Origin of the sequence: Mobiluncus curtisii ATCC 43063 (assembly GCF_000196535.1) — a bacterium.
GTDB lineage: Bacteria > Actinomycetota > Actinomycetes > Actinomycetales > Actinomycetaceae > Mobiluncus > Mobiluncus curtisii.
In genome coordinates, this window is the sequence record NC_014246.1 from 2,081,176 (window position 1) to 2,104,109 (window position 22,934).

At 54.2% G+C, this 22,934-nt stretch carries 22 protein-coding genes; 4 read left to right on the forward strand and 18 right to left on the reverse strand.

Features of this window, described 5'->3' with window-relative positions; genetic code table 11:
* Position 1 precedes the first annotated feature (1 nt).
* Positions 2-1,066, forward strand: a complete 1,065-nt coding sequence (locus HMPREF0573_RS09025) for a hypothetical protein (protein ID WP_013189631.1) — start codon at positions 2-4, stop codon at positions 1,064-1,066.
* A 123-nt stretch (positions 1,067-1,189) separates the two neighbouring features.
* Here HMPREF0573_RS09025 and HMPREF0573_RS09030 read toward each other — a convergent pair whose 3' ends face one another.
* From HMPREF0573_RS09030 to HMPREF0573_RS09080, 11 genes are all read right to left on the reverse strand, one after another.
* Entirely contained in the window at positions 1,190-1,909 is a 720-nt protein-coding gene (locus HMPREF0573_RS09030; protein WP_013189632.1) for a hypothetical protein, read from the reverse strand.
* A gap of 36 nt (positions 1,910-1,945) precedes the next feature.
* Positions 1,946-2,680, reverse strand: coding sequence for a bifunctional 1-(5-phosphoribosyl)-5-((5-phosphoribosylamino)methylideneamino)imidazole-4-carboxamide isomerase/phosphoribosylanthranilate isomerase PriA (priA, locus tag HMPREF0573_RS09035; protein WP_013189633.1), 735 nt, complete (start codon positions 2,678-2,680; stop codon positions 1,946-1,948).
* 39 nt (positions 2,681-2,719) lie between these two features.
* Positions 2,720-3,373 (reverse strand): imidazole glycerol phosphate synthase subunit HisH, encoded by a 654-nt coding sequence (gene hisH / locus HMPREF0573_RS09040; protein WP_013189634.1) that lies wholly within the window; start codon positions 3,371-3,373, stop codon positions 2,720-2,722.
* The gene (locus HMPREF0573_RS09045; protein ID WP_013189635.1) at positions 3,370-4,155 is read right to left on the reverse strand and encodes a hypothetical protein; all 786 of its coding nucleotides are present in this window, start codon (positions 4,153-4,155) and stop codon (positions 3,370-3,372) included. Before HMPREF0573_RS09045 ends, hisH begins: the two co-directional genes overlap by 4 nt.
* An 18-nt stretch (positions 4,156-4,173) precedes the next feature.
* Positions 4,174-4,788 carry an imidazoleglycerol-phosphate dehydratase HisB gene (gene hisB, locus HMPREF0573_RS09050; RefSeq protein ID WP_013189636.1) on the reverse strand — a complete coding sequence of 205 codons (615 nt, stop codon included), beginning with the start codon at positions 4,786-4,788 and terminating at the stop codon, positions 4,174-4,176.
* On the reverse strand, positions 4,785-5,924 hold the full coding sequence (locus tag HMPREF0573_RS09055; RefSeq protein WP_013189637.1) for a histidinol-phosphate transaminase: 1,140 nt from the start codon (positions 5,922-5,924) through the stop codon (positions 4,785-4,787). Before HMPREF0573_RS09055 ends, hisB begins: the two co-directional genes overlap by 4 nt.
* Positions 5,925-7,256: a histidinol dehydrogenase gene (hisD, locus tag HMPREF0573_RS09060; protein WP_013189638.1), complete on the reverse strand. Its 1,332-nt coding sequence runs from the start codon at positions 7,254-7,256 to the stop codon at positions 5,925-5,927.
* Between the two features lie 15 nt (positions 7,257-7,271).
* Entirely contained in the window at positions 7,272-7,931 is a 660-nt protein-coding gene (locus tag HMPREF0573_RS09065) for a carbohydrate ABC transporter permease (protein ID WP_236589588.1), read from the reverse strand.
* A gap of 166 nt (positions 7,932-8,097) precedes the next feature.
* Complete coding sequence (locus HMPREF0573_RS09070) at positions 8,098-9,021, reverse strand: carbohydrate ABC transporter permease (RefSeq protein WP_244855349.1); 924 nt, start codon at positions 9,019-9,021, stop codon at positions 8,098-8,100.
* A gap of 26 nt (positions 9,022-9,047) precedes the next feature.
* Positions 9,048-10,343, reverse strand: a complete 1,296-nt coding sequence (locus HMPREF0573_RS09075; RefSeq protein WP_004010561.1) for an ABC transporter substrate-binding protein — start codon at positions 10,341-10,343, stop codon at positions 9,048-9,050.
* 22 nt (positions 10,344-10,365) lie between these two features.
* Entirely contained in the window at positions 10,366-11,568 is a 1,203-nt protein-coding gene (locus tag HMPREF0573_RS09080) for an aminotransferase class V-fold PLP-dependent enzyme (RefSeq protein ID WP_041798089.1), read from the reverse strand.
* 132 nt (positions 11,569-11,700) lie between these two features.
* On the opposite strand from HMPREF0573_RS09080, the gene HMPREF0573_RS09085 reads away from it, so the two are divergent.
* Positions 11,701-12,414, forward strand: a complete 714-nt coding sequence (locus tag HMPREF0573_RS09085; protein ID WP_013189641.1) for a FadR/GntR family transcriptional regulator — start codon at positions 11,701-11,703, stop codon at positions 12,412-12,414.
* A 46-nt stretch (positions 12,415-12,460) separates the two neighbouring features.
* Here HMPREF0573_RS09085 and dnaE read toward each other — a convergent pair whose 3' ends face one another.
* From dnaE to ftsZ, 7 genes are all read right to left on the reverse strand, one after another.
* A complete protein-coding gene (dnaE, locus tag HMPREF0573_RS09090) occupies positions 12,461-16,141 on the reverse strand; it encodes a DNA polymerase III subunit alpha (protein WP_013189642.1) in 3,681 nt (1,226 codons plus the stop codon).
* 85 nt (positions 16,142-16,226) lie between these two features.
* Positions 16,227-17,141: an RluA family pseudouridine synthase gene (locus HMPREF0573_RS09095; protein WP_013189643.1), complete on the reverse strand. Its 915-nt coding sequence runs from the start codon at positions 17,139-17,141 to the stop codon at positions 16,227-16,229.
* Positions 17,138-17,761, reverse strand: a complete 624-nt coding sequence (locus tag HMPREF0573_RS09100) for a signal peptidase II (protein WP_013189644.1) — start codon at positions 17,759-17,761, stop codon at positions 17,138-17,140. The genes HMPREF0573_RS09095 and HMPREF0573_RS09100 overlap by 4 nt, the downstream gene beginning before the upstream one ends.
* A 1-nt stretch (position 17,762) precedes the next feature.
* Positions 17,763-18,350 (reverse strand): DivIVA domain-containing protein, encoded by a 588-nt coding sequence (locus HMPREF0573_RS09105; protein ID WP_036325002.1) that lies wholly within the window; start codon positions 18,348-18,350, stop codon positions 17,763-17,765.
* Between the two features lie 190 nt (positions 18,351-18,540).
* Positions 18,541-18,840 (reverse strand): YggT family protein, encoded by a 300-nt coding sequence (locus HMPREF0573_RS09110; RefSeq protein WP_013189645.1) that lies wholly within the window; start codon positions 18,838-18,840, stop codon positions 18,541-18,543.
* A 104-nt stretch (positions 18,841-18,944) separates the two neighbouring features.
* On the reverse strand, positions 18,945-19,397 hold the full coding sequence (locus HMPREF0573_RS09115; protein ID WP_004006639.1) for a cell division protein SepF: 453 nt from the start codon (positions 19,395-19,397) through the stop codon (positions 18,945-18,947).
* Positions 19,398-19,618: 221 nt separating this feature from the next.
* Positions 19,619-21,148: a cell division protein FtsZ gene (ftsZ, locus tag HMPREF0573_RS09120; RefSeq protein ID WP_004006638.1), complete on the reverse strand. Its 1,530-nt coding sequence runs from the start codon at positions 21,146-21,148 to the stop codon at positions 19,619-19,621.
* Between the two features lie 216 nt (positions 21,149-21,364).
* Here ftsZ and HMPREF0573_RS09125 point away from each other — a divergent pair, with 216 nt between their 5' ends.
* Both HMPREF0573_RS09125 and HMPREF0573_RS09130 read left to right on the forward strand, forming a co-directional pair.
* Entirely contained in the window at positions 21,365-22,192 is an 828-nt protein-coding gene (locus HMPREF0573_RS09125) for an amino acid ABC transporter substrate-binding protein (RefSeq protein ID WP_013189646.1), read from the forward strand.
* 87 nt (positions 22,193-22,279) lie between these two features.
* A complete protein-coding gene (locus HMPREF0573_RS09130; RefSeq protein WP_004006636.1) occupies positions 22,280-22,933 on the forward strand; it encodes an amino acid ABC transporter permease in 654 nt (217 codons plus the stop codon).
* The last annotated feature ends 1 nt before the right edge of the window (position 22,934 follow it).

Genomic DNA, 22,934 nt, shown 5'->3' on the forward strand with positions numbered 1-22,934 from the left:
CATGAAATTGGCAATCAAGTGGGAAAATGCCCAAGTTGACGAAACCGGGCGGGTGTCTGGGCATTCTGCCGGCGACACTCTGGTGCGACGGGTTTTGCGTAACTTCCCCGACTCCATCCTGATAGGCGGTCCCGCCCGGCGCGCCGAAAACTTCAGTGTGGCTCCCCTCGAGATGCTCGACCCGACTGACACGGCGGTTATCAATATGGATGTCATTGATTCACCGCGACTGTGGCAAAAAATGCACAATGCCGGAGCGACGAAACCGCACATCATGAACTTCATGTGGTGGTCTCCGCGCGAATTGACGACGGTAGAAGGCATTGCCTCCATGGCTCTGTCCTGTGCCCTGTTCCCCACTTTTGCGAACTCGGAACGCACCGCTATGGAAGTCCGGGAGATGGCAGAAAAATGGACTGTGAAACCGCTGCATGAACAGATGCAGCTGGGGTGGGTAAACCTGGGGTTCCGTCTGGCTCATGTCCGTCCGCGGGTAGAGACGGAGATTCCGGTCGTGCTCTACCCCTCGATTTATCTTTCGGCAAAGAAGCGCCCGGATATTTTCTTGGACGTGGTCAACTGGGTACACCGCCAGATTCCGCTGCGGGTCGAGATGCGTTTGCACGAAACCCACCTGGTCAGCGAAGCCGCCATGAAGTTTTCCCATCGTGACTGGATTTGGGTGGGACCCCTGACAGCCACGCGCCAGTCCTATTGGGGGGCTTTGGCGCATACGACCGCTTTCCTGGCGACCACTGAGGAAGAATCTTACGGCATCGAATACGTGGAAGCCTTGGGGGCGGGAGTCATCGGCGTCTTTCCTGACCTCGAATGGGCTCACGCCTTGGTGCCGGCAGACTACCCATTTTTTTATCACTCGGTGGAAGAAGCCAAGAACATGCTGTGGCAGGTCCTGGTTAAGCCTGCGGAGGCTCGGAAACAGATGGACGCGGCAGCCGGTGGTTCGATTCAGAAGTGGATTGGCGAACACCACTCGGATGATGTTTTTGACGAAGCCTTGATTCAACACGTTGCTGACTGGTTGGGCGATATTCCCCACGCTTAATGCCTTTCACAAGGGCGGTGGGGCGGTGGCAGCGCTAGCGTCCCGTGTCAGATCCACCAGTCTTCCCGCTCACACCCGGTAACGTCGCGTCACCGAGCGCAGGGATAGCCAGCGCGGAGGTCGTCAGCGCACGGGAAGGAGTTGCACGTAAGTAGCGCGAGGGGAGACTTCTGGCGAACGCAGAAGGGATTTGTGGAACCGTTTGACGGCAAGTTTCGCGGCATCTAGGTCGTCGGGGGTGCGGACTGTAACGACCAGTCCCCCTGCCGGACCGGCTGCGATGGTCTCGATTTCGACGCCTGTATGGGCTGACAGTGAATAGAGCAGTGTCGCAAGTCCGGCATCTTCCCAGGCGGGGAGCCAGTTGTCGCCGCTGGCTAGGGCATTCAACGCGGGTGGTCCCAGCATGATGCTCGGAGCATAGGCGTGAATCCACTCCGGATTTTTCGCCAGCGGCTTGGCCTGAGTAGCGCTACCTAGTATTACCGGGGCATCCAGCCATATAAATCCTTCAGTAGCCAGCGCTGCCAAGGCGATTCGTGCGGGATTGACCAGCAACGGTCGGTCTTCCGGGTTCGTTAGCTCCGCGAAACGCGTGGCGCTGGAATACACCGGCAAAGCCGACCCGTAGGGGGCATAAACACCCGCAAAGGTCGGTGATTCACAGCTTCCGGAGACAGCCACGGGCGCCTCCACAATGAGACGCTCCGTTTGCAGCGCTGAAAACAGTTCAGCCTGCGCTGCCCCCACGTCTTTGACCGCGGCAAGTTCCAGGGCGCGCTGGGTTCCGGGCAGCAAATCACCACAATCCGACGCAAAGGGATTGCTCGCCAGGTGTTTCATGTATGCTGCCGCGCTTTCAAACAGAACCTCACTGCGTCAGTCCGCCAGGTTCGCCAAGGCTTCAGCAACCGTGAAACGTCGCTCATAGATGGCTTTACCAACGATGACCCCCTCCAAGTTGGGGTGTTTGACAGCCAAATCCCGCAGGGTCTGCAGGTCGCGCAGAGCACACACTCCCCCGCTCGCCACGACTTTTGCAGGGCTGGATTGACACACGTGAGCCAGCAGCTCCAGGTTCGGTCCAGTCAAAGTGCCGTCTTTCGACACGTCCGTCACCACGTAACGGGCGCACCCCAAAGCGTCCAAATCCCGCACAATCTGGTCCAGCAGTGGTCCTTCACTGACCCAGCCGCGACCATACACCCGTTCGCCGCGCACGTCTAAACCGATTGCGATGCGCTGCCCAAACCGCTCAATGACCGTGGCGCACCACTCGGGATTTTCGATTGCAGCAGTACCCAGGTTTACCCGCGCCGCTCCCGCATCGAGCATACGGCACAGCGAGTCATCGTCACGTAATCCCCCACTGACCTCAATATTCAAGCCCGGATAGGTTTTCACCAGCGACTCCACCAGGTCGGCGTTGGAGCCCCGCCCGAAAGCGGCATCCAGGTCGACTAGGTGCAGCCACTGCGCTCCGGTAGCGAGGAACTCCGCCGCGACTTGTGCGGGCTCGCCGTAAACTTTTTCGGTTCCGGCTTTACCCTCGGTCAGCCGGGTCGCTTTTCCGTCAACCAAGTCAATTGCTGGTAACAGCACTAATTGTGTCATTGAGCGTCCTTTCCAGGGTCGATTCACGACCCGCCACCACTAGAGCATCTCTAACCAGTTTGCGAACACGCGCGCCCCGGCTGGTCCGGACTTTTCCGGGTGGAATTGAGTGGCGCACAAGGCTCGGTTTTCCACTGCTGCCACAAAGTCGGCTCCGTAATGCGCCCAAGACACCAGCGGAGGGCGGAACAGTCGCCGCGATTCCTCGTCTGTCCCTAAGGCTGCGGCGGGGTCGCTGAGGCAAGCATAAGAGTGCACAAAATAAAACCTCTGCCCGTCAAGCCCCGCCAACAGCTGCGACTGCGCCGGGACGTGCACTTTTGACCAGCCCATATGTGGTAAACGCGCTGCGGGCAGAGCTGTCACCATTCCAGGCCATTCGCCCAAGCCTTCAGTTACTTCCCCGTTTTCGTCGCCGCTTTCAAACATGACCTGCAACCCGACGCAGATGCCCAGTACCGGGCGACCTCCGGCGAGACGACGCTCAATCATCTGGGGAGCACGAGAGGCCTGCAGGGACCGCATCACCGCCGCGAATGCCCCCACTCCAGGAACCACCAAACCGTCTGCGTGGGCAACTTCCGTCGGGTCAGCCGAGAGAGACACCCGTGCCCCTGCCCGCTCCAGGGCGTGCGCAACGGAAAGAACATTGCCATATCCGTGATCCAGCACGACGACTTGGGGAGCAATCATGAGGCGTCCCCCCGCCCTGCTGCGTCCGTGTCCCCCATCGCGTCATCGTGAGAATCTGTCTGTCCACGTTGGCGCCGGCGTTCTTCACGAGAGTTTTTAATGCCTCTGCCCAACATCCGCAAAGCTTTCCAGCGGGGAATATCGACGGTATCTACCGCCCCGTCCACCTCCGCCGGATTAACCCGACCCAGCACTAATTCCTCAATCACGATTGGCATTTGTGCAATAACCAGCCCCGCCGGCAAATCTGACTCAAAAGCCTGATTGACCCAACGACCCGCCAAAACCTGACCGGTCACGCCGGGCTCCTGTTCGGTACCGGGAGCCAACAGCGCAGAAAACACCACCACCGGCATCCGAATAATCTCCGTCAGCGTGGACGCGACCGTGTCCAAATCTGAGTCGAGTTCATTGAGACTTTCGACCAACAGCGCCATTCCCCACTGTTCCTCGGTCAGCTCCAGGTTTTGTACCACCATCGCCCCGGCTTCTGTGGGCACCACAACCGCCGAGATACCGCTCAAAGCGCACAGCGCCCCCAAGGCTTCCGCCGAAGCCACCGGGGTCAGAAAACATGCAGTGGCTTGCCGATTCACCAGCGGAGGCTCTGATTCCTCAGGTAAATCCAGCTGTTCGTCCTGACTGGAAACCGCGGACTCCGGTTCAAAGTCAACATCTCCCAATTTTGCGATGAGGTCAGCAAACTCGGCATCATAGGCTTGCTGATCGGCGGAATCCTGCCCGTTGTCCTCAGGTTTTCGGGGTTCTTGCGGTTCACTCATCACTAGCCTTCCCTGATGTTACAGAGTTCCTTTGGTGGAAGGGACACCTACCACGCGCGAATCATATTCCACTGCGACCTTTAACGCCCGTGCCAAAGCCTTAAATTGAGCCTCTACGATATGGTGCGGATCCCGTCCCGCCAGCAGGCGCAAATGCAGGCATATCCCGGCATTTAGCGCCAGAGATTCAAACACGTGATAGGTCAGCGAACCTGTGAAGTGTCCGCCAATCAGGTGATACTGCTGACCTTCCGGTTCTCCTTCGCAGACGACGTAAGGGCGTCCCGCCAAATCCACCACCGCGTGAGCCAGGGCTTCGTCCAGGGGCACGCAAGCGTCACCGAAACGGCTGATACCCGCCTTGTCCCCCAACGCTTCACGCAAAGCCTGCCCCAAAACAATAGCCGTATCTTCCACTGTGTGATGGACATCAATGTCGGTGTCTCCCGAGGCTGCAATGTCCAAATCAATCAGGGAATGACGTGCCAAAGCGGTGAGCATATGGTCATAAAACGGCACCGTCGTGTGAATGTTGGCTTGACCGGTACCGTCCAGGTTCACCCGCACCTTTACCCGCGATTCCGACGTTGCCCGCGTGACCTCCGCCACCCTGGGGGTTCGAGTTTCGTTCATTGCAATGCCTCCTTCAGGGCGGAAAGAAACGCCTCAGTTTCCTCCTCAGTGCCCACGCTGGCTCGCAGCCAGCCATCGGGTCCGACTACGCGAATCAACACGCCACGGTCAAGTAAATCTTGCCAGACTTTTTGACGATTGCCGAACTTTCCAAAGAAAACAAAGTTCGTATCCGATTCTGCCACGGTCAAACCCATTCCTCGCAGAGTTTGCACCATGCGGTCGCGAGTGTGGCGCATCTTTGCCACCTGTGCTTGCAACAAATCTGCCCGAGACAGCGCTGCCAGAGCTGCCGCTTGGGTCAAAGCCGACAGATGATAGGGCAATCGCACCAGCATGAGCTGGGAAATAATCTGCGGATGAGCCGCCAGGTATCCCAGTCGCAAACCAGCCATCGCGAAAGCCTTAGACATGGTCCTGGACACTACCAGGTGCGGGTGCGCCGCCAACAGTTCCAGAGCGGAAGGCACCCCGTCACGGCGAAACTCGCCGTAGGCTTCGTCAATGACCACCAGGGTCGCGCTCCCCTGCGGTCCACTGGTACGGGTAAAGTTCAAGATTTCAGCCACATCCGCGGAGCTCAGGTGAGTCCCCGTGGGATTGTTGGGAGAAGCCAGCACCAGCAACGCCGGGTGTGCGTGGTCTACGGCTTGCTTCAACGCGACCACGTCCACGGAAAAGTCCTCCCGCCGCGGCACGTCCAGCAGCTCAGTCAGGGTGTTGCGAGCATATTCGGGATACATCGAGTACGTGGGTGAGGACGACAGCGCCGGATGTCCCGGTCCCCCAAAAGCGCTAAACAAATGATGCATGACCTCGTTAGAACCATTGGCAGCCCATATCCACTCGGGAGCCACTCGCACCCCGGATTCCCGCTCCAAATAATCGCTCAAAGCAAGGCGTAGTTCCGGAAAATCCCGGTCGGGATAACGGTTTAAGTTGCCTGCTACCTCCCGCACCGCCGTGGTTATCGCTTCTATCACCGGAGCTGGCACCGGATAGGGGTTTTCGTTCACATTGATAGCCACCGGCACCTGCAACTGGGGCGCCCCGTAGGGTTCTAGCCCGACCAGGTCCGTCCGCACGGGCAGTTGAATCGAGCACTCAGTCATGGCACGGGCATCTGAGGCACTCATTTATTTGCCTTCCCGACGTGCCAGCAGGGACGCTCCGTGACCTTCCAGGTCCTCGGCATGACTGAATACCACCAGGCGGTCGGTCAGCGCATCCGCAGCTTGCTGGGTGTATTCAATCTGTTGCACAGACTTTAAGAATGCCATCACGTTCAGTCCCGAAGCGTGGGAGGCCGTGCCTCCGGTGGGCAAGACGTGGTTGGAGCCTGCTAGGTAGTCCCCCAGGGGCACCGGGGTGTAGTCACCGACAAAGATTGCCCCCGCATTGTGTATTTTTGCTGCCACCTCGCGAGCATCAGCGGTTTGAATCTCGAGGTGTTCAGCGCCGTACGCGTTTGCCACGGCAATGGATTGTTCAATATCCCGAGTGAGGATAGTGCCCGATTGTGGCCCGGATAGGGCAGTGACGATGCGTTCGTGGTGGTCGCGTTGGGGAATTTGGCGTTCCAGTTCGGCGCGCACCTGGGTCACAAGTTCGGTCGAGTCGGTAATCAGGACCGAGGCGGCTGCGGGGTCGTGTTCGGCTTGGCTGATTAAATCTGCAGCAACAAATTTCGGAGTGGCGCTGCTATCCGCGATGATGGCAATCTCGGTGGTACCGGCTTCGGCGTCGATACCGCAGACACTGGATACCACACGTTTCGCCGCCGCGACATAGATATTGCCCGGACCGGTAACGACGTCCACAGGCTCCACCAGAACCTGACCGTCATCTGCGGTCTCTCCTTTCGCGCCGTAGGCAAATGCACCAATCGCGCCTGCCCCGCCCATGGCATAGACTTCACGCACTCCTAATAAGGCGCAGGTCGCCAGCACGGTCGGGTGTACCGAGCCGTCGAAAGCCCGCTGTGCCGGGGAGGCCAGAGCAATCTGGTCCACCCCCGCCACTTGTGCTGCCACCACATTCATGATGACCGAGCTGGGATAGACTGCCAGCCCGCCCGGAACGTACAGTCCCACGCGCCGCGCCGGAATCCAACGCTGCGTAACAGTACCACCGGGAATAATCTCGGTGACGACCGGGTGGGGCAACTGTGCCTCGTGACCTTTGCGGTTATTGGCAATGGAAGTTTCAATCGCTTCGCGCAGCGCCGGATCCAGTTCCTGCAAGGCGCGGTCAATTTGAGTCTCTGGAACTCGTAACAGGCGCGGGCGGACCCGGTCGAACTGCTCGGATTGGTCTCGCAAGGCTTTGGCGCCTTCCCGACGCACCGCTTCAATCAGGGGCGTTACCGCCGCCACAGCCTGCTCTACGTCGAGGGCTGCCCGTGGAAGGCGCTCGCGCAGCACTGCAGCATCAACGTCTTCTTTTGAAAAATCCAATAAGTTAAACACGGTAACATCATACAGCTATCCCTTAGTAGCACCTTGGGTTAGACCAGCTACAATCCACCTACTAGCGAAAGAAAACAGTATCATAGTAGGAAAGATTGTTAACACGGCAGCAGCGGACATCGGTCCCCACTCAATGTTGAAACTAGAGATGAAACTGTTCAATGCTGTTGGGATTGTTCGTTTAGAATCCGAGTTTATTAGTGTCACGGACAAGAACAGTTCGTTCCAGATATTAACAAAGTTAAATATGAAAGTCGCTGTGATTCCCGGCAGCATAACCGGCACAATGATACGCCATAGAGCGGAGAATCTGTTCAAACCATCTACCATCGCTGCTTCTTCGAGAGAGTCGGGAACATTATCGAAGAAACCCCGCAGCATTATCGAGGAAAAAGGTATTGTCATAGCAATGTAGATTAGGACTAAACCGGCTCGGGTATCAATCAAGCCCAAGGTAGTGAACATTTGATAGAGCGGACCGAGGGCAATAAACATCGGTATCATCTGCGTGACGAGAAATGCGATTAGTACCGCTCCTTTTGACCGAAAAGTAAAACGCGACAATGTGTAGCCGCTGAGAAGGGCAATCAATGTGGCAACAATCGACCCAAGCAGAGACACTGTCAAAGAGTTGAACATATAGGTTCCGAACTGAGCCTTGGAAAAGAGATTCACGTAGTTCTCTATAGAAAAGACTCTGGGCCAATATCGAACGGGATATTCGGCGATTTGACTTGCTGGCTTAAAGGATGTGAGGAGAATCCAGTAAAGCGGGAACACTGTAATGACAAACCATAGGGTCAAGCCGCAGACTTTTATTATCTTTAGGTACATGGGGGTTCTACTTTGCATCATCACTCCTTGATAAGAGCAGTAGATACATGCCGGTGAACACCGTAAGTACGCCAACAATGATGAAGCCGAGTGCGGAAGCCAAGCCATAACTGCCTTGTTGGGTGAACTGAATCATCCAAGTCGTTGCGATATGTGTCTGGTTACCAGGACCCCCTCCCGTCATGGCGTAAATAATATCCGGAAAGTTAAAAATCCAGATTATTCGCAGCAGGATTGTGAGTATCAAGGTTGAACGAATCGAAGGAATGATTATGCTGAACAGGGCGCGTATACGACTCGCGCCGTCTATTGCCGCCGCCTCCAACATATCTTGAGGCACAGATTGCAACGCAGCCAGAATCATAATTGCGAAGAAAGCCACCCCATACCAGATGTTCGCGATGATCACGGCAACGAATGCTAATTCTGGTTTTGCCAGCCATGGAACGGGAGAATCTACAATACCGGCTCGCATTAACAAATCATTAAACACGCCAAATTCACTGTTAAACATCCACCTGAAGAGTATGCCAATCAAGAACCCTGACACCGCCCAGGGGTAAAAGATAACAGCTTGATACAAGCCTCTGAACCTGAAGCGATTGCGTAGAGCTAAGGCTATTAAGAACCCGATTACGAACTGGGGAATGATAGATGCCACCACCCAGATGAGAGAGTTCACCATTGTGTGCAGAAACAGAGGATTAAAAATGAGTTGCTGGAAGTTACCGAAACCAACAAATGGCGTGTCGTTAAGATTCCACAAGTCCCATTTTCGGAATGCCATCTGGGCACCACGTAGCATCGGGTAGTAGGTGAAGATAGCTACGAAGATGAAAGCGGGCGCTAGAAATACCATTATCGTCAGGGCGAACCTGCTCGAAAACGGGCGCCGGCTGTGGGCGCGCCCGACTTCAGCAGACGCACCCACAGCTTTCTTCCCTGAGAACATCGCAGCTACCCTTGCCACTTTTCTGTCCAGAATTTATCCCACCCCGAGAGCATCTGGGAGGCGGTCATCTGGTTCAGGAGAACTTTCTGTAAATCAGCTTCTGAACGCTGCATCCATTCGGTCCACCAAGCAACCCCACGAGGTTCCTCAACGGAGATCCAGGTATCCGGGTTAGATGTCATTTCTACGTAAGCAGCCCAGGGACCGGTTTTGAAGAATTCGTCTTCCCCGGCAGCCTGAAGAATCGGCACGAGAGAGTTTTCCTTCGCAAAAGTCGTGGAAGAATCCCCAGCCAACCATTTCACCAGTTCCACTGCCTCAGTTTTGTGCTTAGAGAACTGAGTCACGCCCCAGCCCGCCGTAGCCATTGGCCAGGCTGCTTTCCCCGTCGGTCCCACCGGATTGGGCGCCACACCCCACTGGTCTTCAGACAGGGATGATTCCTTCACCGTAGCAATAACCTCAGGATCCTGAAGTAAAAACGCGGTAGAGCCATTGGTGAAACCCTGCACCATTTCAGCATACCCCCAGGAAACTGAGGACTCTGGAGAACCTGTCTTGTATAGCTCCACGTATTTATCCAAAGCGGTTTTAGACTCCGGGGTCGCAAAAATCGTCTTACCACTTTTAACCTTGTATGCGTTGGCTATGTCGAGGTTATCTGCATTGTAGGCTTCGAGAATACTCATCAATTGCCCAGCTGAGTTTGGACCCCCGCGGAAGGCGTAACCGTAGCGATTTTGCGCAGGACTCTGAATCTTAGCGGCTTGCTCCGTCAATTCCTCCCAGGACTTCGGCGCTCCCTCGAATCCGGCCTGTTTCACCAAGTCAGTTCGGTAGAACAGACTCAGACCGTAGAAACCATAAGGAATGAAGTAAGATTTCCCATCAGCATTGACGGTGAATTTTTGAGCCTGATTGGTGAGCTTATCGAAACCATCCCAGTTTTTAAGATCCGGAGCCATGTCGTAAAGCCAGCCATTATTACTGAAAGGTCCAACAGTCAGGTCACGAACTTCCAAAACATCAACCCCGGAACCGGATTGAAGCATTTGCTGAATTTTTTGGTCTGCTTGCTCCGTTGGTGGAGAAATCAACTCTACCTTGATATTTGGATGTTCTTTTTCAAAATCCTTCAGCAGACCTCGAATCAACTCGGTACGAGCCGGATTAGTTAGTGACTCAACCATCTGGAGCTTAACCAGTCCTTGTGAGTCATCTCCACTACTTGAGCTGCAACCAGTAAGCCCAAGTGCCAGGGCAAATGAGGCTGCAATTAACACGGCGATGTGTTTACGCATTATTCCTCCTATTCTTTGTTGTTCATATGTTGGATTCAGTCGAATTCTGGCTCGCCCATTGGTACAGCAGGGGGATACCTTCGCTGGCAAGATAGTCAAAATCCGACAACGAGTTATATATATGGGTTGAAAAGCGAAGAAAACCTTGACCGTGGAAACTTGTGAAGGAAAGTGCTATTCCCGTGGCTTCAATGAGCGGAATACGCAACGCATCGCTTTGTTCACGCGTCTGTCCCAAGCCAAGCGGTAATCGCACCAATCGCAGTGGACCAACCTTCTGCCCTACATCGGGAAAAGGATTGTCCATCCACTGACGCAGCGGCGCGTCAAGGATTTTCTCGCCTTCATCAGCTAGATGACTAGACCACTCCCTAACATTATCCCAACCAACCATCTTGTCGATGAGGCTCCAGGCAAATGGTGCGGTGAGCCACGCCGTGGTGTCCATAGTTCCTGTGTGGTCAAAACGCCTAGGAAATTCGAGCTCAGCACCCCAGGAATCAATTAAGGGGAATAGCTCTTGATCAGCATCCCTTGAATATAGCAAAGCTGCACCGCGTGGCGCGCAAGCAAATTTATGCAAGTTACCAACCCAGTAATCTGCGTCGAGGGAAATTGGATTTTCCAAAACGCCGAGGGAATGTGCCCCGTCCACTAGGGTGGCAAACCCTAGTTCCCGAGCCTTTTTACAAATCTCGTTAGCCGGAAAACGTCGGGCTGTGGCTGACGTAATCTGATCGATAACAAGCAATCCGCGTGGGGTGTTTTGCATCTTTTCAGTAAGAATATCCACTACTTCTGCCGAAGTGGCATTCAAAGGAACAGAAACCACATTGAAAGTTCCTCCTGTACGCTGAGACAAACGCCTAGCCCCCATCGAAACCGCACCATAACCGTGATCCGTAACCAGAGTGTGAACAGGACCTCGCGACATAAATCTCTGGTAAACAACGGACGCACCCGCCGAAACGTTGAAAACAAAAGCAAGGTGTGAGGAGTCCACCCCCAGCAGCCTCGCCATTTCCTCGCGCGCATCACCTACCCGCTCGTGAGCTGCCGAAAACCAGCTCACAGGGTTTTGTTCCATCAATGTACGAAGCCGATTTTGTTCAGCCTGCACCTCCACAGGTACTGCACCGAAGGAACCGTGATTGAGATGTTTGCATCTGGGATCGAGAGACCAGCTGGGACCTGAGTTATACGGGTATATAGTGGGGAACTTCATTGTTCAAACCTCCTTGTCTGGCAATTCTAACACCTAAAGAAATAAATAGAGATAATTTTCGCAATTTTTACTTAATTGTCTGACAATTCAGATTTTAGAAGTGCTAGGACCTTTTACTTGTAAGGTAGAACTATGCAAGATGCAGTAGAACAAGCCCGCTTGGGTCTGTGCAGAATGATTGCCACTGGAGAAATAAAACCAGGGCAGGCTCTCCCCTCCGAGATTGAGCTGTGCGAACGCTTTAAAGTTTCACGCAGCTCGCTGCGGGAGGCCCAGAAAATGCTGCGCGTGGCTGGAGTGTTAAATCTAAAAAGGAATGCTAGCGCGCGCGTATCCCAACTAACGCCAAAAAACGTGGTGGATGCACTTACCGCTATCGTTCCGCTGTTACCCCTTGATTCTTTCATCGAATTATTCACCCTTAGGGAAATACTGGAAGGCTACTGTGCCTCCCAAGCAGCAGCGAGACTCTCAGACATTCAAATCGAGGAACTTGAACGAATAGCAATGGATTTGAGGAAATGCAATCCCGGATACGAAGCACAAATCCTTGATACAGAGTTTCACAAGCTCATAACCAGTGCCGCGAATGACCAAGCCATCATTTCTCTGCTCAAAGTGCTGCGTCAACGCGGTAGAGATTACCACATTTATGAAAATCCTGAAAGACTAGATTTGAAAAAAGTTAGTGATAGCGCCCACCTAGAGATTGTTCAAGCAATCAAAAAACGGGACCCTGAACGAGCATCATTTTTGGCACAAGCTCACGTTCACACCACTAAAACCTGGTTGGAGACTTACCGCCCGAATCCAGACCTTTTTTCATATGACTTCGAAGATATCTAAATGCAAATTCATGAAAAGACCGCCGTTTCTAGGATACAGTAACAGGCTAGAGGCTGGATGCATCAAATAAAGTCGTACCCGACGGTCTCTGCTCTGCAAGAGGATTAACCGGAGAAAGTTTAGCAACTTCAGCTGCCGCGTTGGATTCCAAGGGGTTAGTTCCCGGTGTGATAATCGAGTCATATCCCAGCATGGCACGCAGCTCGCCCAGGAAGTCCGGACCGGCGTTAACCCGGCGTTCGGGTCCCAAATCCAAAACTTGGAGTTCCCCTTCCTCCAGGATATGTAAACGTACCGGAGCCTGACCGGGAAAACGTTCCAGCAGAGCCCCAAAGGCACGCATGTTTTCTTTCGTGCAGCGCTCGGCAGGAAGCAATAACTCAACCTCATCCAAGTGATCCAGATGGAGCGACATCTTGGGTACGCTCAGGTCACTGGCATAAATCGAGACAGATTCATCCTCGCGGCGCAGCCGTCCGCCGACCACCACGATATTATCCTGGACCAGGTCACCGGCAATGTTTTCATAGGTTTTCGCAAAGAACAACACTTCCACGGAACCGGTCATGTCTTCGATTTTGGCAATCGCCCACTGCTGTCCAGACCGTTTGGAAATTTTAACATTTACCGCGGTCACCAGACCGGCAATCTTAACCGGGGAATCGTTGCCTTTCCCCTCGTCCGAAGTCAGATCAACAATCCGGTCTTCAGCCAAGCCTTCCAACACCCGATTCATGCCTGACAGCGGATGATCCGAGACGTACATGCCCAACATTTCACGTTCAAAAGCGAGCAGTTCGTTTTTGGGCCACTCAGAAATATCCGGAATATCGATACTGGCTGAACCTAACAGATTGTCCGGGGACTCTGTCCCCTCCATCTCGAGGGCAGCGAACAGGTCGAACTGCCCGTTGGACTCTTGCCGTTTCGTGGACACCACAGCTTCCACTGCCTGCTCATGAATCGCGGTGAGAGCGCTGCGCGGCGCCCCGAAAGCATCAAAAGCTCCAGCCTTAATCAGTGAACCGATGGTGCGCTTATTGCAGACTTCCGCCGGAACCTTTTTCAGGAAATCGGAAAAGGACGTGTAGGCACCTTTTTCTTGGCGTGCTTTGATGATTTCTGCCACCACGTTTTCACCAACGTTACGGATTGAGGCCAGTCCGAAACGAATGTCATTTCCATCAGGTGCAAAAACCCCGTAAGACTGGTTCACATCGGGAGGCAAGACCTTGATTCCCATGCGGCGCACCTCGTTCAGGTACATCCCCAGTTTGTCTTTATCCGTCTGGGTGGTCAGCACCGCCGCCATATACTCGGTCGGGAAGTTTGCCTTTAGATAGGCGGTCCAGTATGCAATCAGCCCGTATGCCGCGGAGTGGGATTTGTTAAATGCGTAGTCGGCGAAGGGCACCAGGATTCCCCACAGGGTTTCACAACAATCCTCGGAATAACCGTGCTCAATCATTCCATCGTGGAACTTCACGTATTGCTTGTCCAGGACGTCTTTTTTCTTTTTCCCCATGGCTTTACGCAAAATATCAGCCTGCCCCAGGGTGAACCCGGCGACCTTTTGGGCGATAGCCATGACCTGTTCTTGGTAGATAATCAGACCGTACGTATAGCCAAGGATATCCTTGAGGGGTTCTTCCAGCTCACTATGAATTGGCTCAATCTTTTGCAGTCCGTTTTTCCGAAATGCATAGTTCGTGTGGGAATTCGCGCCCATCGGTCCGGGTCGATACAGTGCCACCAGAGCGGAAATATCATCGAACTCGGTGGGTCGCAGCTGCTTCAGCAGGGTGCGCATTCCCCCACCATCGAGCTGGAACACGCCCAGGGTCTCTCCGGTGGACAACAGTTCATAAGTCGCCTTGTCATCGACGTCCAAGCGTTCCAAATCGGGAGGAGTCTTGCCGTTAATCTTGATGTTGTCCAGGGCGTCGGAAATAATGGTGAGGTTCTTTAGCCCCAGGAAGTCCATCTTAAGCAGACCGAGGTGCTCACAAGTCGGGTAGTCGAACTGGGTAATCATGGCTCCGTCTTGCGGGCGTTTCATCATGGGAATGACGTCCGTCAAGGTTTCTCGAGACATGATGACCGCGCAGGCGTGTACCCCCCACTGGCGAACCATGCCTTCCACCCCGGCTGCCAGGTCGAAAATTTGGCGATTAAAGGGATCCTCCGCCACGACTTTGCGGAACTCTTCGGCTTCTTTGTAACGCGGATGTTGCGGGTTATACATGCCTGACAGGGGAATATCCTTGCCCATGACCGCCGGTGGCATTGCCTTGGTGAGTTTCTCCCCTTTTGAGAAATCCGCGCCCGAAATCCGCGCCGCGTCTTTAAGAGCTTGCTTTGATTTAATCGTGCCGTAGGTCACGACCTGGGACACTTTGTCCTTGCCGTATTTGCGGGTCACGTAGTCGATTACGTCCTGACGACGGCGGTCGTCAAAGTCCACGTCGATATCCGGCATGGACACCCGCTCGGGATTGAGGAAACGTTCAAACAACAGCCCGTGCTTGATGGGATCCAGGTCCGTGATGCGCATCGCATAGGCAACCATGGAACCTGCGCCGGAGCCACGCCCCGGTCCGACTCTAATCCCGTTGTCTTTAGCCCACTGAATGTAGTCTGAAACAATCAGGAAGTACGACGGGAATCCCATCTGCACAATAATCTCGACTTCGTAGTCGGCACGTTTCCTGACTTCTTCAGAAATGCCATTTGGGAAACGATACTGTAAACCGCGTTCGACTTCCTTGATGAACCAGGACACTTCATCTTCCCCGGCAGGTACCGGGAACACCGGCATGAAGGTGCCCTCTTTCACGTCTGGAAATTCGACATTGCACTGTTCCGCAATCAACAGGGTGTTATCTAGGGCTTCGGGGATTTCCGCAAACAGCTCATGCATTTCCTCGCTGGGGCGCAGATAATAATCCGTACCGTCAAAGCGGAACCGATCCGGGTTAGACAGACGATCCCCGGAGTTGATGCACAGCATGGCATCCTGAATCTCCCGGTCTTCCTTATAAACATAGTGTGAGTCGTTGGTTGCGATGATGGGTGCGTTGATTTCTCGAGCTAAGCGCAGCAGGTCTTTCCGCACACGGTTTTCGATGGACAACCCGTGATCCATCAGTTCCACATAGAAATAGTCTTTGCCAAAAATATCTTGCAGTTCCCCGGCGGCACGCACGGCTTCCTGATACTGCCCCAAACGCAGCCGCGTCTGGACCTCTCCAGAGGGACAGCCTGCTGTGCCGATGAGTCCCTCGTGATAGCGCTCCAACAGTTCCCGGTCAGCCCGCGGCCATTTCCCCATCTGACCGTCCAGGGAGGCATAAGAACCGAGCCGAAACAGGTTGTGCATCCCCTCAGTCGTGTGGGACAGCAGTGTCATATGCGTGTAGGCGCCACGAGCGGACACGTCGTCACCGGCCTTTTGCTGTTCCAAAGTCCCCCACTGCACCCGCGTGGTGTCAAAACGCGAAGTTCCCGGCGTGACATAAGCTTCCAAACCAATAATGGGTTTGATTCCGGCGTTACGGCATTCTTGATAAAACTCAAAAGCCCCGAATAGGTAACCGTGGTCGGTAATCGCCACGGCTTTCTGCTGGTTTTCTACCGCTTTAGCAACCAGCCGCTTAATCTTTGCTGCCCCATCCAAAATCGAGTAATCAGTGTGGACGTGAAGGTGGACGAAATCGGAACTAGGCATGGATTAATCTTAGTCGATTTTGCACGCCGAACCTGAAAGGTCCCAGTCTCTCCGGTGAGGATGTGGCTCGCAGATTCCAGTTTGATTATTGGCGCAAAAGCTCTACAGCAGTCGCTAAATCAGCTGGTAACGGAGCCTGCACTGCGACTTCTAGCCCGGTTCGCGGATGCTTAAACGCCAGCCTACTGGCGTGCAGCCATTGCCGCTCCAGACCCAGCCGGGCGGCTGTCTTCCGATCCGCCCCGTATTCCGTGTCTCCCACCAAGGGATGTCCGATAGCCGCGAGATGCACGCGAATCTGGTGGGTTCTCCCCGTCTCCAGCTGGACTTTCAACAGGGTTGCGCCCGGAAGCTCCTCGATGATGTCATAGTGCGTTACCGCGGGCTTTCCCCCGGAGACTACCGCCATCTTAAACTCGCGCCCCGGCGCCCGCCCAATAGGAGCATCAATGGTTCCTACCGGGGGTTTCACCTTTCCCGTGGCGAGGGCGGTATAAATTTTTTCGACCCGGTGATAGCGAAACTCGTTTTTCAGTTTGCCGTAGGCGAGTTCTGATTTAGCGACGACCATCGCTCCCGAGGTTCCCGCGTCCAGACGATGCACGATTCCTTCACGTTCCACTGGACCGGAGGTCGACACCCGAATCCCCGCAGCTCTAAGCGCACCGACTACTGTGGGGCCCTCCCAACCGGGACCTGTATGGGCGGCGACCCCGGCTGGCTTGTCCACCACCACCAAATCATCATCGGCATATAAAATTCCCAAATTATCCACGCGGGTGACTTCGGGAACGTAGCCAGTAGGCTCGGGAATATCGATTTCCAGCAGATTGCCGGCAGCGAGTTGATCGGATTTTTTGAGAGTTTCCCCGTCTTGTATGACCGCTCCGGATTCTAACAAGGCTCCTGTTTTTGCTCGTGACAGCCCCAGCAGCCGCGACAGACCAACGTCAGCCCGCAATCCCGCCAACCCTTCTGGAACGGGCAACAGGCGACTCACAAGGCGTCCTTTGCTTCGTCTAAGAAAATGTAAACACCGTGCTTGCCATGGACGGATTTCCCGCTTTCAAGGGCCGCTGCGACGTCTGCACGCCGCAACCACACCACACCCAGCGGCATGCCTCGCAACATCAATACGAACACCACTGCAACCCCGACAACCACGAAGACGTCGGCCACATTACCTACAAACCACCCAAAGTAGTCAATAAAGTCAATGACCGCACCGGTTCCCCACGGGTTGCCGCGCCCCCGATCCACGATATTGCTCAACCCGCCACCGGCAATGACCGCTAAAACGCCAGCCCAGATACTATTGGGGGTCATCAACGCCAGCACGAGTAAAACGAGAGTCAAAAGGCAACTCAACACCGTGACAACTATTGTGGCCGAATCGAGCAACGACAATGCTGCCCCGGAATTGTGCGTCACGTGCAAGGTAACCCAAGAGCCAAGCAAGGGCAATGCGGATCCGTTGGAGGGCAGCAAGTTAACCGCCAGAGCCTTCGTGACTTGGTCAACCGCACCAATAATCAATCCGATAAAAATGACCAGCAGCCAACGTGAGACCCGGAAAGGGTGCCACGTTGACTGCGGGGCAAGTTTGATTGCGAGCGCCAATTTAGTTGGTCGGGGCAGAGTTCGCCAAGTCCGAAAGAATACCTTCCAGGAAAGAACTCATCTTGGAGCGGTATTCGGATTCGAAAGTCTTGAGCTCTTCAATCTTGCGCTCCAACATGCCACGCTCCTGCTCCAACTGAGTCAGTACCCGGGTATGTTCTTGCTCCGCCTCGGCAACGATGCGATCAGCTTCGACGCGGGCATCGGCAATAATCTCTTCGCCCTTCTTTTGACCGTCTTGCACGTATTCGTCGTGCAGGCGCTGCGCCATATCCAGCATGGAGACAGCAGAAGTCGACTCGGGAACCTCGCCCGTAGCCGGAGCGGGTTCTGCCACCGGGGCAGGTTCCGGAACAGCCGGTTCGGAAACTGTTTCCGCCACCGGCGCCACGCCGTTGCTCAGTTCAGCAATCTTGCGGTTTGCTTCATCCAGCTCGACCCGGAGCGAGTCACGCTCTTTAGTCAGGGTATCGAGGGTATTCACCACCTCGTCCAAGAAATCGTCCACTTCATCTTGGTCATAGCCTTCGCGGAATTTCGTGGGCTGAAACTTCTTGTTGACGATGTCATCTGTGGTGAGCAACGCCATATTCGTCACCTCGTCCGTGTCAGGGGGCTTGCGCCCCGATTTCCAAAACCTCTTGGGCATTCGCACGTTTTGTACAAAAGACATTGTTACACATTTTTTGTTACTTGTGTGAATACTGAGGTTTAAAACTTACTCCGAAAAGGGGGAAATTTGCTAATTCCGCGGACCGTCAAAAGCCAAAACGTGGCAACTAAACCATAAAAACAATACTGACTGCCATCCTCTGCACCACGAACAGCAATATGAAAAGCACCATAAATCCCATGTCAAGAGCCAATCCGCCAATGCGTAGCGGGGGGATTAAGCGCCCAAAGAAGCGTACCGGCGGATCTGTCAGGGCATAAATCAAGTTAGCTAACACCAAAATAATTCCCTGGGGACGCCAGTCTCTGGCCAAAATCTGTACCCAGTCCAGAACTACCCGCAAAATCAGTATAAAAACATAAACATTTATCACGTAATAAATGACCAGACCCAGCAATTGCACCATACTCACAGCACACATCCTACCTGAGAGTCGCAGACCGAACAGACTGAGGTTCCCCCGCCACGGGGACGCGACGGGGGAACCTCAGGATGGAAGGAGACTGGTGGTCACAAAGTTTGCAACAGGGAAGTCGAGGATTTTGGTGTGTCCTCGATAGTTTTAAGGTTCTGGGGAGAAAGCAAGAACACTCGGGTGCCAACTTCCTCGAAAGAACCGCGCAGACCATAAGTCAGACCGGATGCAAAATCAACCATACGCTGCGCTTCCTTGACCGAAAGATAAGCAAGATTGAGGATGACTGGAACGTTATCGCGCAGGTAATCGCCAATCTCTTTGGCATCGGAATACGTCGTGGGCTTGGCGGTCTTAATCCGGTCAATAGTGACGACTGGAGCCTCCACCGGAGCTTCCGGCGCAGCTTCAGATTCTGTAGAACCGGGGAATTCGTGCAGCTCGCCCAAAGGAGTCTCGTCTTCGATAAATTCCTCGTCTTCGTAATCATCGACGTCGGGTTCCCGCAAACCGACTTTCTCTAAAACGTTACGCAACGCCAGCCCCATATTTTCTCCCCTAGGTCTCGATTGTATTTTTAGACAACTGGAACGAGGTTACGCGATAACCGGTGTTTATTGGGGAATTTTTACGGAGTGTCGCCAATCGAAGCGAGAAAATGCAAAAACCGCCCCGTCGCTGACTGGTAGTCAACGACGGGAACGGCTTTTATTGGGAGATAGGAAAAAGTTTTCAGCCGCGCCAGTATTACCGCCTGCGCACGGCAGATTTATTTCAAGAAGTCCGGTATGTCGAGCTCATCGTCTCCCGCAATATCATCGAATACGTGTTCCAGGCGCAGTGCCGGAGCCCGCTGTTCACGCGAGGAGTCCACATAGTCCGGCACACTTGCCGCATCGGGAGATACCGGACGAATCCCGGAGGTGACAGCCAGAGGCTCGTGTTTCGCGTCAGGAATTCCGTTCAAACTGGTGAGTTTAATATCGGGTTTGTGTTGCTCTGCTTTGGGACGCAAGCTGCCCACCGCTTCGGTTCCCGCAGGGAATTTCGGCGCTTTCAGCTCCGGGACTTTCGCTGCCGGCTCATGGCGATGCTGTGCCAGCCGGGCTTCTATTCCGTCAAGAATTTCTTCTTTCTCTGCAGCGGGCTCAGCCGGCGCCGGGGCGGCAACAGGTGCCGGGGCGGGTTGCGGGGCTGCGGGAGTTTCTGCACTAGGCTGGGGCGCGGGACGAGGCTCACTCGGTTCACTATTCCGAGTTGGCACCGCCGGCTTAGCACTCGGTACAGCCGGGGCGGGACGCGCTGCGGTGCGGGAAACAGCAGAAGTCTGGACGACCCGCGCAGAAGCTGCAGCCGCGTCCTTACTTCCAAACCCCGCGGCGATAACCGTCACTTTAATCTCATCGGCAAATTCTTCGTTCGGGGCGTAGCCGATAATGACGTTAGCGTCCTGATCGGCGAGTTCACGAACCATCTCGGCAGCATCGTTCATTTCTTGCATACCCATGTCTGTTCCGCCTTGGAAGAAAATAAGTACGCGGTCAGCGCCGTCCATAGAGCTTTCTAACAGCGGTGAAGAGATTGCCATATCAACCGAAACGCGTGCGCGGTCCGGACCGGTAGCCGTCCCGATGCCCATCAGAGCGGTCTTGGCGTCTTTCAAGGTGGTGGTTACATCGGCAAAGTCAACGTTGATAGTGCCCGGGATAGTGATGATTTCGGTAATGCCTTGCACGGACGATTGCAAGACCTGGTCAGCGGCACGGAAAGCCTCCAAAACCGAGAGGTTCTCCTCCGTGGATTCCAACAGACGCTGGTTCGGAATCACGATGAGGGCATCGACTTGTTCGCGCAGTGCCTCGATGCCTCGATCAGCTTGCTGTTCCCGACGACGCCCCTCAAACTGGAAAGGTCGGGTGACCACACCAATGGTCAAAGCCCCGAGCTCGCGAGCGATACCTGCCACAATCGGTGCCGCCCCTGTACCGGTGCCACCGCCTTCTCCAGCGGTGACAAAAACCATGTTAGAGTCGCGCAGCACCTCACGAATATCGTCCTCGTGAGCAGTTGCGGCAGCTTTGCCAACTTCCGGATCAGCTCCCGCGCCCAATCCGCGTGTGGACTCTCTGCCAATCTCAAGTTTGACGTCCGCGTCTGACATGAGCAGTGCCTGTGCGTCGGTGTTAATCGCGATGAACTCCACGCCACGCAGATTTGATTCAATCATTCGGTTCACCGCGTTGACACCGCCACCCCCGACGCCTACGACACGGATGACTGCCAGTGGTGCTGGTTCCATAATGGTTTCCCCTTCCAACCTTAACCTTGAACTTAAGGGTTAAAGTAACGCCGCCTTTTTGACGCCAGAAATTTAGTGAGTGTTATGCGATTAACCGGGATGCGCTTCGGCGTGTTTTGGAATTACACAAATTTCCGTCACGGTTTAATTCCCGGCGACCGCACTGTTAGACTGCAAAAGACAAAAACAACTTTTTCACTATCTAAAGGAAAAACAATGGTCTTCAAAAAAATTGTCAGCGTAGCAGCGGGTTTCGCCCTGGCTTTTTCTTTAGCTGGTTGCGGCGGTGCGGCAAGTAACAATGCCGGTAACGCGGGTGACAATGTGGCGAAAAGCGCCGGCGACAAGTTTGTGGTCGGCTTCGACGCAAACTTTCCCCCTTACGGTTACAAAGACGAAAAAACTGGGGAATATACCGGTTTTGACATGGATTTAGCGACCGAAGTAGCGAAGCGCAACCACTGGACCCTAGAAAAGAAACCTATCGACTGGGATTCCAAAGATATGCAGCTCTCATCAGGTTCAGTGGACTGCTTGTGGAACGGTTTCACCATGAACGGTCGCGAGGACAAATACACTTGGTCAAAGCCTTATGTGGATAACTCCATCGTCTTTGTGACGCGCAGCGCCGACAACCTGAAAGACGCTGCAGATCTGGCAGGCAAGACCGTCATTGTGCAAGCTGATTCATCCGGTTTAGCAGCCCTCGAGGACGAATCGAACAAGGAATTGCTCGCTTCGTTTAAGACCCTCAACAAAGTTCCCGACTACAACAACGCATTCATGAGTTTGGAAGCGGGAGCTGCCGATGCGGTAGTCGTGGACCTTGGAGTCGCCAACTACCAACTGGAGACACGGCAAAAGGGCATGTACACCATTATGGAAAAACCGGTGCAAACCGAACAGTACGGCATAGGCTTCAAACTCGGCAATAAAGCCTTGCGTGACCAGGTACAAACCACCCTGGACCAGATGAAAGCAGACGGCAAGTTCATGGAACTCGCCCAGAAATACGGCTTAGAAAAAGCCGTTATCAACAAGTAAACGTATGCAAAAGTGAGTTTGTGGTGCCGCGATTTCCTAGGTACCGTAACCAACGGCACCGCAAACTCCTCGGCTTGAGAATGCAATATGAACGAGTGGACTTTTCTTCCTGAACTGACCCTGGGCTTTGGTCGCACCGTGATTCTGTTCGCGCTGACCCTGATTCTTTCCCTTCCCTTGGGATTGCTGGTGTATGCCGGACGCGTGGTTCCGTTTAAACCCCTGAACTGGATAGTGCAGTTCTATATCTCGATTATGCGCGGCACTCCCCTGATGCTGCAGCTCATGGTCGTGTATTTCGGACCGTATTACCTGTTCAAAGTGCCTATCAGCGCGTCATACAACTTCTGGGCAGCCATCATCGCTTTTTCCGTCAACTACGCAGCCTATTTTGCCGAAATCTATCGTGGCGGTTTCCAAGCTATCCCCCAGGGGCAAACTGAAGCGGCGTTTGTACTGGGGTACTCCCAGCAGCGCACTTTCTACACCATCAAGCTGCCCCAAATGTTTCGCACGGTACTGCCTTCCATCACCAACGAAGTCATCACCCTGGTCAAGGACACTTCCCTGGCCCAAGTCATTTCTTTCCTGGAAATGTTTTCCATTGCCAGGGAATATGCCTCCACCACCGCCTCGATGGCACCTTTCGTCGCTGCCGGGATTTTCTATTACGTCTTTAACATGGTGGTGGCTGTGACCATGAACAAGTTGGAAAAACGCGTCAGCAAATACCAAATCTGAG

Excerpts from the sequence above, each read along its gene's own strand:
- HMPREF0573_RS09110 (WP_013189645.1), bottom strand. The coding sequence starts at position 18,840 with ATGGTGCAATTGCTGGGTCTGGTCATTTATTACGTGATAAATGTTTAT.
- HMPREF0573_RS09085 (WP_013189641.1), top strand. The coding sequence starts at position 11,701 with ATGCAAGATGCAGTAGAACAAGCCCGCTTGGGTCTGTGCAGAATGATT.
- HMPREF0573_RS09030 (WP_013189632.1), bottom strand. The coding sequence starts at position 1,909 with ATGAAACACCTGGCGAGCAATCCCTTTGCGTCGGATTGTGGTGATTTG.
- ftsZ (WP_004006638.1), bottom strand. The coding sequence starts at position 21,148 with ATGGAACCAGCACCACTGGCAGTCATCCGTGTCGTAGGCGTCGGGGGT.
- HMPREF0573_RS09105 (WP_036325002.1), bottom strand. The coding sequence starts at position 18,350 with ATGGCGTTGCTCACCACAGATGACATCGTCAACAAGAAGTTTCAGCCC.
- HMPREF0573_RS09080 (WP_041798089.1), bottom strand. The coding sequence starts at position 11,568 with ATGAAGTTCCCCACTATATACCCGTATAACTCAGGTCCCAGCTGGTCT.
- HMPREF0573_RS09025 (WP_013189631.1), top strand. The coding sequence starts at position 2 with ATGAAATTGGCAATCAAGTGGGAAAATGCCCAAGTTGACGAAACCGGG.
- HMPREF0573_RS09045 (WP_013189635.1), bottom strand. The coding sequence starts at position 4,155 with ATGAGTGAACCGCAAGAACCCCGAAAACCTGAGGACAACGGGCAGGAT.
- hisH (WP_013189634.1), bottom strand. The coding sequence starts at position 3,373 with ATGATTGCTCCCCAAGTCGTCGTGCTGGATCACGGATATGGCAATGTT.
- HMPREF0573_RS09130 (WP_004006636.1), top strand. The coding sequence starts at position 22,280 with ATGAACGAGTGGACTTTTCTTCCTGAACTGACCCTGGGCTTTGGTCGC.
- HMPREF0573_RS09075 (WP_004010561.1), bottom strand. The coding sequence starts at position 10,343 with ATGCGTAAACACATCGCCGTGTTAATTGCAGCCTCATTTGCCCTGGCA.
- hisB (WP_013189636.1), bottom strand. The coding sequence starts at position 4,788 with ATGAACGAAACTCGAACCCCCAGGGTGGCGGAGGTCACGCGGGCAACG.
- HMPREF0573_RS09055 (WP_013189637.1), bottom strand. The coding sequence starts at position 5,924 with ATGAGTGCCTCAGATGCCCGTGCCATGACTGAGTGCTCGATTCAACTG.
- HMPREF0573_RS09125 (WP_013189646.1), top strand. The coding sequence starts at position 21,365 with ATGGTCTTCAAAAAAATTGTCAGCGTAGCAGCGGGTTTCGCCCTGGCT.
- priA (WP_013189633.1), bottom strand. The coding sequence starts at position 2,680 with ATGACACAATTAGTGCTGTTACCAGCAATTGACTTGGTTGACGGAAAA.
- dnaE (WP_013189642.1), bottom strand. The coding sequence starts at position 16,141 with ATGCCTAGTTCCGATTTCGTCCACCTTCACGTCCACACTGATTACTCG.
- HMPREF0573_RS09115 (WP_004006639.1), bottom strand. The coding sequence starts at position 19,397 with ATGGGGCTGGCGTTGCGTAACGTTTTAGAGAAAGTCGGTTTGCGGGAA.